The sequence below is a fragment of the Nonomuraea sp. NPDC049625 genome (assembly GCF_040675285.1).
In the GTDB taxonomy this organism is placed as follows: Bacteria; Actinomycetota; Actinomycetes; order Streptosporangiales; family Streptosporangiaceae; genus Nonomuraea; species Nonomuraea angiospora_A.
In genome coordinates, this window is sequence record NZ_JBFAOQ010000025.1 from 1 (window position 1) to 15,171 (window position 15,171).

The window sequence follows — 15,171 nt, forward strand, 5'->3', positions numbered from 1 at the left end:
CCCCGGCCGACAGATCCAAACAAGGACACCATGGTCTGTTCTCGCGCGGGTCAAGCCGGGGCTCGAAGCGGCACACCACCATCCTCACAGTTCTCGCGGATCAACTGGGTGGAGGTCTGGTGATGGAAGTCACGGCGCGCGTCGGCAACCTTCGTGTGCTGGCGAGCGACCTTGCTGCGGGCCGTGGCCCGGTTGGCTGATCCTTTCTGCTTACGCGACAGCGCTTTCTGAAACTTCTTGAGTTTCTTCTCCGCCCGGCGGAGGAAACGCGGAGAGTCGATCTTCCGGCCGTCCGCCAGGACGGCGAAATGGCCGAGTCCGAGGTCGATCCCCGTCTCGGCAGGCACGGCGGTCAGCGGCTGCTCACGCACCTCGACCACGAAACTTGCGAAATACCGGTTCGCCGCGTCCTTGATGATGGTGACCGAGGATGGTTGCGCGGGCAGCTTGCGCGACCACCGCACCGGCACATCCCCGATCTTCGGCAGGCGCAGCTTGCCAACGACGGTGACGGCGAAGCGGGCGTTCTTGGTGAACCGGATCGCCTGCCGGTTGTCCTTGCGGGAGCGGAACCGGGGCGGCGCGAGCTTCGGCCCCTTGCGCTTCCCTTTGACCGAGGCGAAGAAGTTGCGGAACGCGGTGGTGCAGTCGGACAGGGCCTGTTGCAGCACGACCGCCGATACCTCGCCCAGCCAGGCCCGCTCGGGGCGTCGCTTCGCCTGGGTGATCGCCGTGCGGGACAGTTGCGCATCGGTGACGAACGGCAGCCCCTGCTCGTGGGCGTGGTTGCGCAGCGCGAGCGCGTCGTTGAACACCACGCGGGCGCACCCGAACGCCTTGGCCAACGCGATGCACTGCCCCGGCGTCGGGTCCATACGGAAGGAATACCGCAGCTGCACGAGAGCCATCGTAGGAGTTGGTCCATGGCTGAGTACGGCGAAATCAGAACCGACAGACACTGCGTTTTCCTCTTGCACGCTCATTTGGTTTGCGTCACCAAGTTCCGGTACAAGTGTTCACCGGTACCCACGTGACCCGCCTGGAAGAGATCACGAGGGCCGTCTGCGCCGACTCCGAAACCACCCCGGCCAAGTTCAACGACGGGGACAACCACGTCCGTCTGCTGGTCAACTTCCCACCCAAAGTGGCACTGTCGAAGTTGGTCAACTCGTTGACGGGCGTCTCGTCCCGGCGGATGCGCCAAGAGTTCCCCGAACCTGGCCAACTGCTACCAGGCGAACAAGCTGTGGTCCGGCTCCTGCTTCGCCGGATCAGTGGGCAGCGCCCCGATCAGTGTCCTGCGCCAGTACATCGAGCAGAAACCAGGCGTTCTGATCGGGGTGGACGCCAATACGCCCGGCGGCGAATCGGCTGTTCTTGCCCCGCTACACGGGCTGGTCCGCTTCACCCCGGACTGAAGCCCGAAGCACGACGGACGATTTCGGTAGCACGCCTGTTGTTGCCGAGCGGGCGGCGGTCTGTTCCCGCGGCGGGCTTGTCACCGGAAATTCCGCCAATATTGGCCCATAGTCGCATTTCGGTCCTTACCATAATCGCCGCGGCGATCACCGGTGAGAGTCTCCGGTGCCGATGCCGCAGGGAGTTTCACGTGCGAAAGATCGCGGCCACCACGCTCGCCATCATCACCCCCCTCGCCGGAGCGAGCGCCGCTCCGGCAGCCGCCGAGGCCACGCCCGACCGGTCCCAGGTCGTCGTCATCGGCCACCGCGGCGCGGCGGGCCACCGCCCCGAGCACACGCAGGGCGGCTACGAGCTCGCCGTGGCCATGGGCGCCGACTGGATCGAGCCCGACCTGGTGCCGACCAAGGACCACGTGCTGGTCGTCCGGCACGAGAACGAGATCTCCGGCACCACCGACGTGTCGCTCCACCCCGAGTTCGCCACGCGCAAGACCACCAAGGTCGTGGACGGGCGCAACGTGACCGGGTGGTTCACCGAGGACTTCACGCTGGCCGAGCTGAAGACGCTGCGCGCGGTCGAGCGGCTGCCCGCGATCCGCCAGCGCAACACCGTCTACGACGGCTACTACCAGGTGCTCACCTTCCAGGAGGTGCTCGACCTGGCCAAGCGGCTCTCCCGCCAGTACGGCAGGCAGGTCGGCGTCTTCCCCGAGACCAAGCACCCGACGTACTTCCGGTCGATCGGGCTGCCGCTGGAGGAGCCGCTGATCGAGACCGTCAAGCGCAACGGCCTCAACCGGCCGGGCGGCCCGGTGGTGGTGCAGTCGTTCGAGCCGTCCAGCCTCAAGCGGGTGGCCAAGGACCTGCGCGTGCCGCTGTGGCAGGCGCTGGGCACCACCGGCCGGCCGTACGACCTGACCGCGGCCGGAGACCCGACGACCTACGCGGACATGATGAAGCCCGAGGGACTGGCGAAGATCGCGCAGTACGCGCAGTGGATCGGGCCGGACAAGTCCTCGGCGATCCCGCTCAACCCGGACGGCAGCTCGGGCACCCCGACGACGCTGGTCTCCGACGCGCACAAGGCGGGACTGAAGATCGGCGTGTACACCTTCCGCAGCGAGAACCAGTACCTGCCGCTGCAGCTGCGCCGCGGCCAGGTCGCGACCGACCACGGTGACGCGCTGTCGGAGTACCGCGCGCACCTGGACCTGGGCGTGGACGCGTTCGTCACCGACTACCCGGACGCCGCCGTCCTGGCGCGGGGCGAGCGGGGCAAGCCGCACAAGCAGGTGCAGCCCCAGCAGCAGTTCGACAACGGGCTGCCGGAAGAGGGCCAGCAGTAGGCAGTTGACCGGGGCCGCCTCCGTGCGGAGGCGGCCCTCAGCCTCTCCGGAGGCGCTTGATCAACGGCCAGGCGAGCAGCACGAGGATGACGGCGTAGATCGTGTAGGAGACGGGCCCGCCGAGCAGGCCCGACAGGTCTCCGCCGGACAGTTGCAGGGAGCGGCGGCCCTGGAGTTCGGCGCGGGGGCCGAGGATGACGCCGACGATCAGCGGCAGCACCGGCAGCCCGAAGCGGCGCATGCCGAAGCCGAGCAGCCCGAGGAGCAGCAGCAGGATCAGGTCGAACGGCTGGGCGTTGACCGCGTAGGCGCCCATGGAGGCGAAGAACAGGATGCCCGCGTACAGGTAGGGCCGGGGGATGCGCAGCAGCCTGGCCCAGGCGGGGGCCAGGGGCAGGTTGAGGACGAGCAGCAGCAGGTTGCCCACGAACAGGCTGGCGATCAGCGTCCAGACCAGGGTCGGCTGGCGTTCGAACAGCAGGGGGCCGGGCTGGATGCCGTACGACTCGAACGCGGCGAGCATCACCGCGGACACGGCCGTGGTGGGCAGGCCGATGGCCAGCATCGGCACCAGGGTGCCGGCGGCGGAGGCGTTGTTGGCTGCCTCCGGTCCGGCGACGCCTTCGATGGCGCCGTTGCCGAACTCCTCGGGCCGCTTGGCGAGCCGCTTCTCTGTGGCGTACGACAGGAAGGTGGGGATCTCGGCGCCGCCGGCGGGCAGGGCGCCGAAGGGGAAGCCGAGGGCGGTGCCGCGCAGCCAGGGCTTCCAGGAGCGCCGCCAGTCCTCCGCGCCCATCCACGGCCGGCCGACCGGCACGACGGGCACGGCCTTGCGGCGCAGGTGCGCGGCCACCCACAGCGCCTCCCCGACGGCGAAGATGCCGACGGCGACCACGACCACGTCGATGCCGTCCGCGAGTTGCGGGATGCCGAGCGTGAGCCGCTGCTGACCGGTCACCCCGTCGATGCCGACGGTGCCGATGACCAGCCCGACCAGCAGGGAGGCGAAGCCGCGCACCCGCGAGCCGCCCAGCGTGGCCGAGACCGCGACGAAGGCCAGCAGCATGATCGCGAAGTAGTCGGGCGCGCCCAGGCTGATGGCGAACCTGACCGCCACGGGGGTGACGAGCACCAGCGCCAGGGTGGCGATCGTGCCGGCCACGAACGAGCCGATGGCCGCGGTCGCCAGGGCCTGGGCGGCCCGCCCGGCCTTGGCCATCTTGTTGCCCTCGATCGAGGTGATCACCGAGGAGGACTCGCCGGGCGTGTTGAGCAGGATGGAGGTGGTCGAGCCGCCGTACATGCCGCCGTAGAAGATGCCCGCGAACAGGATGAAGGCCTGGGTGGGATCCATCCCGTACGTGACCGGCAGCAGCAGCGCCACGGTCATGGCCGGGCCGATGCCGGGCAGCACGCCGACGGCGGTGCCGGCGACCACGCCGATGAGGGCCACCAGGAGGTTGCCCGGGGAGGCGACGTTGGCGAACCCGTCGAGCAGGAGGCGCAGGTTGTCCATCACAGGATCCCCTGCAGCACGCCGGCGGGCAGGTTGACGCCCAGGCCGATCGCGAACGCGTAGAAGGTGATCAGCGCGAGCGCGACGGCGATCAGCAGGCCCCGCACGTGGTGCCGGTTGCCCAGGGCGAAGGCCGATCCCCAGAACAGGATCGTGCCGCTGATGACCCAGCCCAGCCGGTCGATGAGGGCGGCGTTCAGCAGGAAGGCGCCGATCAGCAGCAGCACCGTGCGCCAGTCGACGCGGGTGGTCAGGTCGACGTCCTCGCCCGCCTCCGGCTCGCCGCGGCCGCCGCGGGCGACGTCGATGCCGTACGCGACGGCGACCGCGAGCAGGCACAGGCCCAGCAGGATCGGCACCGGGCGGGGGCCGATGGGGTCATTGCTGCTGATCAGATGGGTGATGCGGAGGGCGTCGGCGATCACCAGCGCGCCGGTCAGGGTCAGGAGGGCGCAGACGCCGTACTGGGCGCGATCCCGGCTCATGCCAGCCCGAGTTCGGACAGGATCGCCGCGACGCTCTTGTCCTGTTCGGCGAGGTAGGCGGTGAACTGGTCGCCGGGCAGGAAGGCATCGGTCCAGCCGCGCTTGGTCAGCTCGGTCTTCCATTCCTGCGAGTCGTGCATGCGGGTGATGGCGTCGATCCAGGTCTTCCTGTCGGCGTCGCCGATGCCGGGAGGGGCCACGATGCCGCGCCAGTTGCTGAAGACCAGGTCGATGCCGGAGGCCTTGAGCGTGGGGACGTCCTTGACCACGTCGATCGGCTCCGCGCTGGTCACCGCGAGGATGCGCACGGTGCCGGCCTCGACCTGGTCGAGGAACTCGCCGTAGCCGCTCGCCCCGAACCCGATCTTGTTGCCGAGGATCGCGGGCAGCAGCTCGCCGCCGCCGTCGTAGGAGACGAAGTTCACCTGCTTGGGGTCGATGCCGACGGCCTTGGCCAGCTGCATCGGCAGCAGGTGATCGGGACCGCCCGGCGAGGAGCCGCCGCCGACGGTGACCTTCTCGGGGTCCTTCTTCCACGCCGCCACCAGGTCGCCGATCGTCTTGTACGGCGAGTCCTTCGACACCACGATCGCGCCCGCCTCCTCGATGAGCTTGGCGATCGGCGTGGTCTGGGTGAGCGTAGCCGTGGACTTGGAGGCGTAGGAGGCGCCGACGACGCCCAGGCCCATCAGCATGGCCAGCTTGCCGTTGCCCTTTTCGTTGATCGTGCGCTGCAGGCCGACCGTGCCGCCCGCGCCGGGCAGGTTGAACACCTGCACCCCCGAGGCGATCTTCGTGTCCTCCATGACCTTGGCCGCCGTACGGGCGGTGGTGTCGTAGCCGCCGCCGGGGGTGTTGGGCACCATCACGCGCAGCCCGCCGACGGGCTCACCGGCCGCGCTCGCGCCCGTGCCTGTCTGCTTGGCCGCGGTCGCCCCGCAGGCGCTGACCGCGAGCATCGACAGCGCCGCCAGTGCGCCGAGGAGGGCGCCGATCCGATTTCTCACAATGGTCTCTTTCGCATGGACAAGTGCAGCGCCATGATTATGCGAACCCGGCCGACAGGCCGTCTGCCTTGTGTGACCAGCGGAGATTGTGTTCATTGTGTTCGTGAGACGCCGCCGCCCGACTCTTGCCGGAGAGATGCTGATCCTGCAACTGGCCATCGTCCTGATGGTCCTGTTCGCCGTCGGCGCCCTCTCGCTGGCCCAGTCCGAGGCGACGTTCGACCGCGTCGAGGGACGGCGGGTGACCGCGCTGGCCGAACAGCTCGCCTGGAACCCGCTCGTACGTGCCCAGATCGACCAGCCGGCGCCCGGCGAGGTACTCGCCCCGCTGGTGCACTCGACGCTGACCCAGTCCGGCGTCACGATGGTCACCGTGGCCGACGCGAGCGGCAAGATCATCAGCTCGACCGACACCACCATCGTCGGGGCCGCGCTGCCGCTGGGCGATCCCGGTGTCGCCCGGGCGCGGGGCTGGTCCGGTCACCTGGTGGTCGACGGGGTGCCCGAGGTCGCCGCCCAGGTTCCCGTCCTGAGCGACGCTCCCGCCGACCACGGCGCTCACCTGGGCACGGTGATGATCGGCGTGGCCGCCCCCACGGTGGGAGAACGGCTGGTCGGCGCCTCCTCGTACCTGCTGACCTACCTCGGCGTCGCCGTCGCGCTCGGTGGCGCCGGGTCGTGGCTGCTGGCCAGGCGGATCAAACGCCAGACCCTCGGCATGGAGCCCCGCGAGATCGCCGGCCTGACCGAGCACCGCGAGGCCATGCTGCACGGCATCGCCGAAGGCGTGGTCGCGCTGGACCCGCAGCACCGGCTCACCATGGTCAACGACATGGGCAGGACGCTGCTCGACCTCCCCGACCACTGCGTCGGCATGAGCCTGACCGCGCTCGGCGTCCAGGGCCGCCTGTACGACGTGCTGAGCGGCGCCGACGAGGCCCACGACGAGATCGCCCTCCACCGGGGCCGCGTGCTGGTCATGAACCGCATGATGATCGACAAGGACGGCCGCCGCCTCGGCTCGGTCACCACCCTGCGCGACCGCACCGAGCTCGCCCAGCTCGAACGCGAGCTCGGCTCCTTCCGCAGCTCGACCGAGCTGCTGCGGGCCCAGGCGCACGAGTTCGCCAACCAGCTCCACGTCATCTCCGGGCTGATCCAGGTCAGGGAGCACGACGAGGTCGTCCGCTACATCCGGGCGATCCGCGAGCACCGCGAGTCCCTCGACCTGAGCCTCAGCAGCCGTGTCCGTGACACCTCCGTCGCCGCGCTGCTCATGGCCAAATCCTCCCTCGCCGCCGAACGCCGCGTCGAGCTGCGCCTGTCCGGACGCACCGCCCTGGACCGGCTGGACCCCCTGGACGCCGCGGACGTGGCCACCGTGACCGGCAACCTCGTCGACAACGCCATCGACGCCGCCTGCGGCAGCGGCGAGCCGGCCTGGGTGGAGGTGGAGCTGCGCCAGGACACCTCCAGCGTCGAGATCGTCGTACGCGACTCCGGCCCCGGCGTCGCACCCGAACTCGCCCATGAGGTCTTCACCCGGGGCTTCACCACGAAAGCCGCCCGAGGCGGCGAACGCGGCATCGGCCTGGCGCTCGCCCAGCTCGTCTGCCGCCGCCGCGGCGGCGAGGTCGCGGTGACCAACACCGCCGACGGCGCCATGTTCACCGCCCGCATGTCCGTCGGCCGCCTGGCGATGGAGGTATCCCGATGATCGACGTACTGGTCGTGGACGACGACTTCATGGTCGCCAAGGTCAACAGCGGCTTCGTCAACCAGATCGAGGGCTTCCGGGTGATCGGCACCGCCGGCTCCGGCGAGCAGGCCCTGGAGCGCGTCGCCGAGCTCCATCCCGACCTGGTGCTGCTCGACCTGTACCTGCCCGACGTCTTCGGCCTGGACGTCATCACCCGGATGCGCGCCGCCGGGCACGACTGCGACGTCATCGTGATCAGCGCCGCCCGCGAGCTCGACGCGGTACGCGGGGCCGCCCGCCGGGGTGTCAGCAACTACCTGCTCAAGCCGTTCGACGTCGACGACCTGCGCGTCCGGCTGGAGCGCTACGCCGCCCGGCGCGCCGGCCTGGGCAGCACGGTCATCACCAGCCAGGCCGACGTCGACCGGCTCCTGTCCGGGGCCGGCTCCGCGATGCCCGCCACGCTGCCCAAGGGCATGAGCGTGGAGACGGCCGAGCTGGTCAAACGCGCGCTCCGGGAAAGCGGCGGCACGCTGTCGGCCACCGAGTGCGCCGCCCAGGTGGGCGTCTCCCGGGTCAGCGCCCGCCGCTATCTCGAGCACCTGGCCGCGATCGGCCAGGTCGAGGTCTCCCTGCGCTACGGCGGCACCGGCCGCCCGGAACGCCGCTACCAGTGGCACCGCCCGGCGTGATTCCCCGGGCCGGCGGGCACGCGGGCGGCCGCATCGGCATTAGGGTCTACTACCAGGTCACAGGCCGCGACAACTGGAGCGACACCCTTGCCGACGACACCGACAAGGCCGGATCCCCACTACCGGATGCGCACTGGCTCGGACAACCCCACACTAATCAGGACATCTCATTTGGGTAGAGCTCTCCAATGACCTGGTCGGCCAGCCGGTGAGGACGTAAGTGATCGCAATGCCCCGCATCCGCACATCGCGAAGGGAAAGCATGACCTCCAGCACCACTCGCGCCACAGGCGAACCGGACCGCCACCACACCGAGGCGGCCCCGGCCCGGCTCGCGCCGAACGACCTCACGTTGTTCCTGGGACAGTGGCTGCGATCCCCGCTGCGGATGGGCGCCGTCGCGCCCAGCTCGCGGCACCTTGCGCGCGCGGTCTCCTGCCCTCTCCCGGAGCGCGGAGAGCCCGTCGTGGTCGAGCTGGGCCCGGGCACGGGGCCGTTCACCGCGGAGATCCAGCGCCGGCTCGACGGCCGCGGCCGCCACCTGGCCATCGAGCTCAACCCGCGCCTGGCCGACCTGCTCCGCCACCGCTATCCGGGAGCCGAGGTGATCCAGGAGGACGCCAAGCATCTGCGGCGGCTCCTGGACGAGCGCGGGATCGAGCGCGCCGACGTCGTGGTGAGCGGCCTGCCCTGGACCCTCTTCCCGGCCGCCGATCAGCAGCAGCTCATGGACGCGACGACCGCGATCCTCGGGCCGTACAGCGCCTTCACCGCCTTCACCTACCTCCACGCCGTCCCGCTGAGCTCCGCGCGCCGCTTCCGCGACCTGCTGGCGGACCGCTTCGAGGAGGTCGTCCCCAGCCGCACCGTCTGGCGCAACTGGCCCCCGGCCTTCGTCCTGCACGCCCGCCGGCCCCGTTCCTGACGGGAAAGCGAGACGCCGCTCATGGCCACGTACCCGGGCCATGGGCGGCGTCAGAGATGGCCGGCTCAGCCGGCCGTCTTGAAGGACGGGGTCACGAACGAGCCGCCCCAGTTGAGCCGGTCGGTCGGCCACAGCCGCCCGGGCTGCCGCTTGGCCATGATCTCGGCCTTGCCGCCCACCTCGCAGCGGTAGCCCTTCGGGGGCACCGTCAGCGAGATCAGGAAGTTGTCGATGGGCACCGTGCTGCACTCGTCCTTGCCGTAGATGCGGTGGCCCCAGCCCTCGTAGGTGAGCAGCGTCGCCTTCGAGCCGAGCTGGCGACCCACGTTGGCGGACCACATGTACGGAGTGGCGGGATCGTGCAGCGAGTTCCCGAGCAGGATCGGGGCGTCACCCGTGTACCGCAGCGCGTGCGGCGGGTTCGTCGGGGTCGAGTTCAGGCAGATCGGCAGGTCGTCGTACGGGAACGGGTGGTACCGCACGTCGGGCGCCAGGCTGTTGGAGACCTTCATGAGAGCCGCGTACTCCGCGTAGTTCCGCACCCGGAGGTTGTAGTCCTGGCACAGGATCCGGGTCGGCAGCTCGGCCACGTCGCCCTCGACGGGGCCCCGCCCCGGCAGCGGCGGCACCCACGACGGCTCAGCGCCGCCGCTCAGCCAGTTGATGACCTCGCTCAGCGTGCGCCAGTCGGGCCCCTCGGTGCCGAGCGCGGCGTTGTAGATGACCTGCAGCTCCGTCATCGGCTTGTCCGGGGCGGTCGGGTAGTACAGCTCCCCGCGCCGCGCCTTGGCCAGCAGGTCCCGCCACATCGCGCGGACGTCACGCCCGTGCAGGATGCAGCTCTCGTCGGCCTCGCACCAGCCCACGAACTCGTCGAACGCGTCCTCGACCGCGACCGCCTCGGTGGCGAGGAAGCCCGCGACGCCGAGGCTGTGGTCCATGTTGCTGTCCAGCGCGAGCGCCCGGATGCGGTTCGGGAACATCTCGGCGTACATCTGGCCGATCAGCGTCCCGTACGAGATGCCGTAGTAGGTCAGCTTCTCCTCGCCGAGGGCGGCGCGCAGGGCGTCCATGTCGCGGGCCACGTTGCGCGAGTCGACGTGGTCGTACAGAGGGCCGGTGCGCTCCCGGCAGTCCTTGTGCAGCTTCTTGGTGAAGGCGTCCCAGGCGTCGAACTGGGCCTGGGAGGAGATGACGGTGTGCGGCATCTGGTTGTACACCGACGCCGAGCAGATCACCGGGTGGCTGCGGCCCACGCCTCTGGGGTCGAATCCGACGATGTCGAAGCGCCTCTGGAGCTCATCGGTGAACCAGGTGGCGCCGTACACGGACTCCACGCCGGACCCGCCGGGACCGCCCGGGTTGATCACCAGGGAGCCGACCCGGGCCGCGGGGTCCGTGGCCTTGCGCCGGGCGATGGCCAGGTCGATCTTCTCGCCGTTCGGGTTGGACCAGTCGACCGGGACGGCCAGCTTGCCGCACTCGGCGGTGGGCTCCTCCTCGCAGGGCGCCCAGGCGATGCTGCCTGTCGTGGTCTCCCCCGAGGCTCCGTCCCGCGTGGCCGCGCCTGCGGCCGGCGAGACGGGCAAAAGCGCCGCTAACGCCACGAAGGCGGCAGCCAGCACAGAGTACTTTCGTCGCACATTGCTCCAATCGTCGTCGGCTGGCCCCCGCGCGGCACGCGGCCGACTCTGATCATCCCCGTCGACGGCCCCGTAGCCCGGCGGCGCGCGGCGAGCGCGCGCGCCATGGGCGGGCCGAGCGCAACATCCAGCCGATCCCTACGTTCGCTCGTACGTCCTACCACGAAACATATGGACGTGTTCGGGACTTATTCAGACACGTCCAAAATCAGCAAGAAGCAACGGCAGGCGTCCCCTGCGGGAACAGGCTGTCGAACACCGCGACCCGGTCGAAGGACATCGCGCGGGCGCGGGCGCGAAGCTCCAGGTCCTGCCGTTCGGCGGCGGGCATGTCGAGGACCACCCGGTCCACGGCCGCGACCAGCCCGGCGACGTCCCCGGGTTCGATGACGACGGCGGTGTCGCCGACCGCCTCGAGGGTCCCGCCCGTCGTGGTGGTGACGATCGGCCCGCCGCCGGAGAGCATCTTCTCGGCCAGGGCGATGCCGAACGTCTCCACGAACTCGGGCTCGGGCTTGGTGGGCAGGACGTAGGCCGCGCAGCCGCGCATGAGCAGCGGCTTCTCCTGGTCGTCGACGTCGGTGAAGAGGACCACCCGGTCGTCGCCCTCGGCCGCCGCCCGCACCTGCTCCAGCGCCGGGCCGGTGCCGACGACGGCCAGTTTCACCCGCGACCGGCAGCGCATCCGGCCGAAGGCGGCCAGCAGGTCGTGGATCCCCTTGGCCCGGGTCACGCGGGACAGGAACAGGATGTATCCGTCGCGCTCCAGGCCGCGCCGCGCGAGCGCGGCGTCCACCTGGGCCGGGTCCGGGTCGAGGAAGGCGGCGGAGTCGATCGGCGGGTAGCTGACGGTGACGCGGCGCCGGCACTGTTCGGCGAACGTGGTGCCGCAGTGGGCGTCCACCTGCTCGGCCGAGGCGACGATCTCCTCCCGGGTGTACTCGGAGACCGCGACGACCTCGTCGTTGGCCAGGAAGGTGGTGAACAGCACGGTCGCCGCGCCGAACCGGTCTTCCCGCAGGCACGAGCGGATCACGTTGGTCACGTCGGAGCCGACGGCTTTCGCGATGGTGTGGACGTCCGGCGCGAACCCGGCCGCCCGCGCGGCCGCGACCGCGTCCACGACCACCGCGGTGTGCGGGGCGAGGTACATGGACAGGCAGGTCGTGCGTAACGGCTCGGCGAGCAGCTCGACGAGGCGGCCGGTGAGCCCGGCCTGGTGGCGTCCGTCGGGCACCCGGTAGTCGCCGACCGGCTCCGGCCGCTCCACGGTGATCCCGGCGCTGTACGGCAGCAGCCGGTCCAGCGGCTTGAGCGGCAGCCCGGCCGCCTGCAGCGTCGGGATCGGCCAGGTCAGCAGCCGTACGTCGTCGAATCCGCGGGTCAGCGCCACCTCGGCGAGATTGCGGGCCTCGCCGGAGTGGCCGCAGATGACCGGGTCGGCCCTGACCACGATGACGAGACGGCGACGGGGGTGGGTCATCACGGTTCCTCCGGTGTCGCGGGCGGATCGGACAGGGACGGCGGGCGGAGCCCCCGGCCCCACGCCGACGGCTCCGGCCCCAGCCGCAGGTGCAACCGGCCACCCCGGTGCACGGTGGCGGCGCTCAGGTGTGTCGCGTGCAGGGGCTCGCCGTTGAGGGTCGCCGACTGTACGTACTGCGCGGGCGGGTCCTGCTCGATGCCGTCGACGCCGATCGGTGTCTCGCGGAGCCCGCTGGTCTCGATGACGAACTCGTTGCCGCCGGCCCGGAGCACGGCCCGTTCGAACGCGGGCGCGTTGACCAGGAACAGGTTCTGCCCGGCGACCGGGAACAGCCCCAGCGACGCCCAGACGTACCACGAGCTCAGGCCGCCGGAGTCGTCGTTACCGGGAAGCCCGCCGGGGCCGGTGCCGAACTGCCAGGTCAGCGCCGCCTGCACCACCTGGGCCGTGCGGTCGGGCCGGCCCGCGTAGTGGTAGGCCCACGGCGCCTCCATGTCGGGCTCGTTGTTCAGCCCTTCGAACCGGTTGAGGGCGTAACCGGCCGCCATCTCCGCCGTGCGCGGGCGGCGGCCGGGCTGCGTCACCGGTGCGGCGCCGAAGCCGAAGAACCTGTCCAGCTTGTCGATGAAGGCCGCGTCGCCGCCGGCCAGGGCGATCCTCGCGGCCATGTCGTGCAGCAGCCTGAACGAGTAGTTCCACTTGCCGCCCTCGTAGAACTCCGAGTCGCGCAGCAGCCCCGTGCCCGGGTCGAAGGCGTTGGACCAGTGACGGCTGCGGTCCTCGAGGTCGGCGGCGAGGTGCCGGTCGTTCAGCGCGCGGGCGACCTGCGCCGTGCAGTGGTGGGCGTAGGCGAGGTCGAGGGTGTGGGTGATCGGGTGCACCACTCCGTGCTCGAAGAAGTCCTCGCCGTACATCCGGCGCAGGTCGTCGACCATGTGCACGAGCGCCCAGTTCCAGTCCAGGCCCGCCCAGCCGAGCGCGTGGGCGTCCGCCAGCGCGGTGTGCGCGAGCGCGCTGGCCTGGCGGAAGAACCGGTCGGCGCCGCGGGACATCCGGTAGCCGATCGGGAAGTTGCCCTCTTCCTCGCAGACCCGGATCAGCGACTCCAGCAGGTCCGCGGCCCGGTCGGGGGCGATGGCCGCGAGCAGCGGCAGCTGGGTCTTGTAGATGTCCCACATGGTGCACACGTCGAACGCGAACGGCCCGGGAGTGGGCCAGAACGGGCTCTCGTCGTCGGCGACGCACGGCTTGATCAGCGCGTGGTAGAGCGCCGTCGCGAACACGGTCCTGCGGGCCGGCGTGCCGCCCTCGACCTCGACCCGGTCGAGGTGATCGCCCCAGCGGGCGCGCGTCCCGGCGCGTACCGCGTCGAACGCCGGCTGCCCCTGCCCGCACTCGCGCTCCAGGTTCTCGCGCGCCTGGTCGCACCCGCGCAGCGAGAACCCCAGCCGTACCTCGATGGTCTGCCCCGGCGCGGCCGGGCCCATGTAGAGCATGCCGAAAGGGCGCAGCGTGGTGTGCCGGATGCTGTCGAAGTCGAGGCGCGTGCCGCCGTCGATGAGCCGCCGGTCGTACCAGAGCATCTGACGCCAGCCCGGGCTGTCGACGTCCACGACGACCGACAGCGGGACGCCCTCCATCACGACCGTGCCCTGGGTCCGCCCGTGCCCCATGCTCTCCACCTGGGCCCGCAGCGGCACCGTACGGCCGAGCTCGATGTCCAGGCCGCCGCAGGACAGATCGATCACCACACGGGCGCTGCTGTGCTGCGGGAACGTGTACCGGTGCACGGCGACCTTGGCGCCCACGGTGAGCTCGCAGCGGACCCCGGTGTCCAGGGTGGCCGCGTAGTAGCCCGCCTCCGCCACCTCGTCGTGCAGCGGCCAGGCCTCCCCCAGCGCGTCCAGCGGCTGCACCATCGGCGTGACCCGGACGTAGTTGTAGTACTTGCGGATCGCGCCGGTGCCGGACTGCTGGAAATGGGTGAACCCGGACGCCTGCAGCCGCTCCAGCATCTCCTCGGGCACACCTTCGGTGTTCTTCGTGTACCTCCCGTACCCCGTCGGGTACGCGCCGGAGTAGGCGCAGGCGGACACCATGCCGAGCGGCGAGGTGGCTCCCGGGTGCGTGTTGCCCACCTGCGGTTTCGGCCACCACCAAGTGGCGGCCAGACCACGTGCCCGGGGCAGGTCGGTCGCCGAGGTGCCGATGAAAGGATCAACGTTGTCGAGGATGGCGGGACTCTATCCGGCGCGATCCCGCCTTGGGTTTCGGCGAGATGAACTTCTTGGCCTGCGGCACGTCAATGAAGATTTGATCCGGCCCGGCACCGCCGAAACGTCACTTAGCCCACCTTCTCCAGGAAGTCCCTGGTGGAGGTGGTGTAGGCGGAGCAGAGCAGACTGCCCAGCCGCGTCGCCACGCCGTCGCCGAAGCGCCGGGTCGCGACGCCCATGGCGTTCACGCTGCGCTCCACCGCCACGCTGGAGACCGCGACCACCGTGTCACCGCGCCGGTCGACCCAGCGGAACGCCTCCCGCAGCAGCGCGCGGGCGAGCGGCCCGAAACCCACCGTCGCCTTGTGGGACCAGGCGCCCGCGGTGGCCAGCCGGCTGAGCTCCCAGACGGCCGGGTCGCACGGTGCCTGGCCACCGCGTAACGCCTCGGAGAAGACGTCGCGGAGCATGTAGGGACCGACGGTCGGGAGCAGCCGGCAGCACCCCGTGACCTCCTGGCGGTCCTCCGCGTAGCCGATCACGTAGACCGGATCGCAGTCGTCGTAGGAGTCGCGCTCCCTGCCGTGGACGCTGTCGACGTCCCAGTGCAGGCGTTCGTAGAACACTGTGTGGCGCAGGCGGAACATGCCGTCGACCAGCCACTCCGGCAGTTCCCTCGCCCCGCCGACCACGATCCGTTGCGCGCATCTCTCCCCCGGCGAACCGCCCACGAGC

Annotated in this window: 11 protein-coding genes and 2 pseudogenes; 5 read left to right on the top strand and 8 right to left on the bottom strand. The window is 70.6% G+C overall.

Annotation, left to right across the window (positions count from 1 at the left end; translation table 11 throughout):
- Positions 1–50 precede the first annotated feature (50 nt).
- Positions 51–899, bottom strand: coding sequence for a transposase (locus tag AB0J87_RS57220; RefSeq protein WP_363983257.1), 849 nt, complete (start codon positions 897–899; stop codon positions 51–53).
- 24 nt (positions 900–923) lie between these two features.
- Between AB0J87_RS57220 and tnpA the strand changes: the two are divergent.
- Positions 924–1,418, top strand: a pseudogene (gene tnpA / locus AB0J87_RS57225) (IS200/IS605 family transposase).
- Positions 1,419–1,609: 191 nt separating this feature from the next.
- Positions 1,610–2,767 carry a glycerophosphodiester phosphodiesterase gene (locus AB0J87_RS57230; RefSeq protein WP_363983260.1) on the top strand — a complete coding sequence of 386 codons (1,158 nt, stop codon included), beginning with the start codon at positions 1,610–1,612 and terminating at the stop codon, positions 2,765–2,767.
- 46 nt (positions 2,768–2,813) lie between these two features.
- Here AB0J87_RS57230 and AB0J87_RS57235 read toward each other — a convergent pair.
- The 3 genes and pseudogenes from AB0J87_RS57235 to AB0J87_RS57245 all read right to left on the bottom strand — a co-directional run.
- Positions 2,814–4,283: pseudogene (locus AB0J87_RS57235) on the bottom strand (tripartite tricarboxylate transporter permease); the annotation flags it as partial.
- Positions 4,283–4,768 carry a tripartite tricarboxylate transporter TctB family protein gene (locus AB0J87_RS57240; protein WP_363983263.1) on the bottom strand — a complete coding sequence of 162 codons (486 nt, stop codon included), beginning with the start codon at positions 4,766–4,768 and terminating at the stop codon, positions 4,283–4,285. The pseudogene AB0J87_RS57235 and the gene AB0J87_RS57240, both read right to left, overlap by 1 nt.
- Positions 4,765–5,775 (bottom strand): tripartite tricarboxylate transporter substrate binding protein, encoded by a 1,011-nt coding sequence (locus AB0J87_RS57245; RefSeq protein ID WP_363983266.1) that lies wholly within the window; start codon positions 5,773–5,775, stop codon positions 4,765–4,767. Before AB0J87_RS57245 ends, AB0J87_RS57240 begins: the two co-directional genes overlap by 4 nt.
- Before the next feature lie 97 nt (positions 5,776–5,872).
- On the opposite strand from AB0J87_RS57245, the gene AB0J87_RS57250 reads away from it, so the two are divergent.
- The 3 genes from AB0J87_RS57250 (at position 5,873) to AB0J87_RS57260 (ending at position 9,091) form a co-directional block, all read left to right on the top strand.
- On the top strand, positions 5,873–7,492 hold the full coding sequence (locus tag AB0J87_RS57250) for an ATP-binding protein (protein ID WP_363983269.1): 1,620 nt from the start codon (positions 5,873–5,875) through the stop codon (positions 7,490–7,492).
- Complete coding sequence (locus AB0J87_RS57255; RefSeq protein WP_363983272.1) at positions 7,489–8,166, top strand: response regulator; 678 nt, start codon at positions 7,489–7,491, stop codon at positions 8,164–8,166. The genes AB0J87_RS57250 and AB0J87_RS57255 overlap by 4 nt, the downstream gene beginning before the upstream one ends.
- 262 nt (positions 8,167–8,428) lie before the next feature.
- Positions 8,429–9,091: a methyltransferase domain-containing protein gene (locus tag AB0J87_RS57260; RefSeq protein WP_350731785.1), complete on the top strand. Its 663-nt coding sequence runs from the start codon at positions 8,429–8,431 to the stop codon at positions 9,089–9,091.
- 65 nt (positions 9,092–9,156) lie between these two features.
- Here the strand turns inward: AB0J87_RS57260 and AB0J87_RS57265 are convergent, their stop codons facing one another.
- From AB0J87_RS57265 to AB0J87_RS57280, 4 genes are all read right to left on the bottom strand, one after another.
- Positions 9,157–10,734 (bottom strand): alpha/beta fold hydrolase, encoded by a 1,578-nt coding sequence (locus AB0J87_RS57265; protein ID WP_363983275.1) that lies wholly within the window; start codon positions 10,732–10,734, stop codon positions 9,157–9,159.
- Between the two features lie 208 nt (positions 10,735–10,942).
- Positions 10,943–12,217, bottom strand: a complete 1,275-nt coding sequence (locus AB0J87_RS57270; RefSeq protein WP_363983278.1) for a glycosyltransferase — start codon at positions 12,215–12,217, stop codon at positions 10,943–10,945.
- Positions 12,217–14,454: a glycoside hydrolase domain-containing protein gene (locus AB0J87_RS57275; protein ID WP_363983584.1), complete on the bottom strand. Its 2,238-nt coding sequence runs from the start codon at positions 14,452–14,454 to the stop codon at positions 12,217–12,219. Before AB0J87_RS57275 ends, AB0J87_RS57270 begins: the two co-directional genes overlap by 1 nt.
- Before the next feature lie 110 nt (positions 14,455–14,564).
- On the bottom strand, positions 14,565–15,167 hold the full coding sequence (locus tag AB0J87_RS57280) for an acyl-homoserine-lactone synthase (RefSeq protein ID WP_363983281.1): 603 nt from the start codon (positions 15,165–15,167) through the stop codon (positions 14,565–14,567).
- Between the last annotated feature and the right edge of the window lie 4 nt (positions 15,168–15,171).

Coding starts and splice junctions, on each gene's coding strand:
- AB0J87_RS57240 (WP_363983263.1), bottom strand. CDS start 4,768: ATGAGCCGGGATCGCGCCCAGTACGGCGTCTGCGCCCTCCTGACCCTG.
- AB0J87_RS57255 (WP_363983272.1), top strand. CDS start 7,489: ATGATCGACGTACTGGTCGTGGACGACGACTTCATGGTCGCCAAGGTC.
- AB0J87_RS57260 (WP_350731785.1), top strand. CDS start 8,429: ATGACCTCCAGCACCACTCGCGCCACAGGCGAACCGGACCGCCACCAC.
- AB0J87_RS57270 (WP_363983278.1), bottom strand. CDS start 12,217: ATGACCCACCCCCGTCGCCGTCTCGTCATCGTGGTCAGGGCCGACCCG.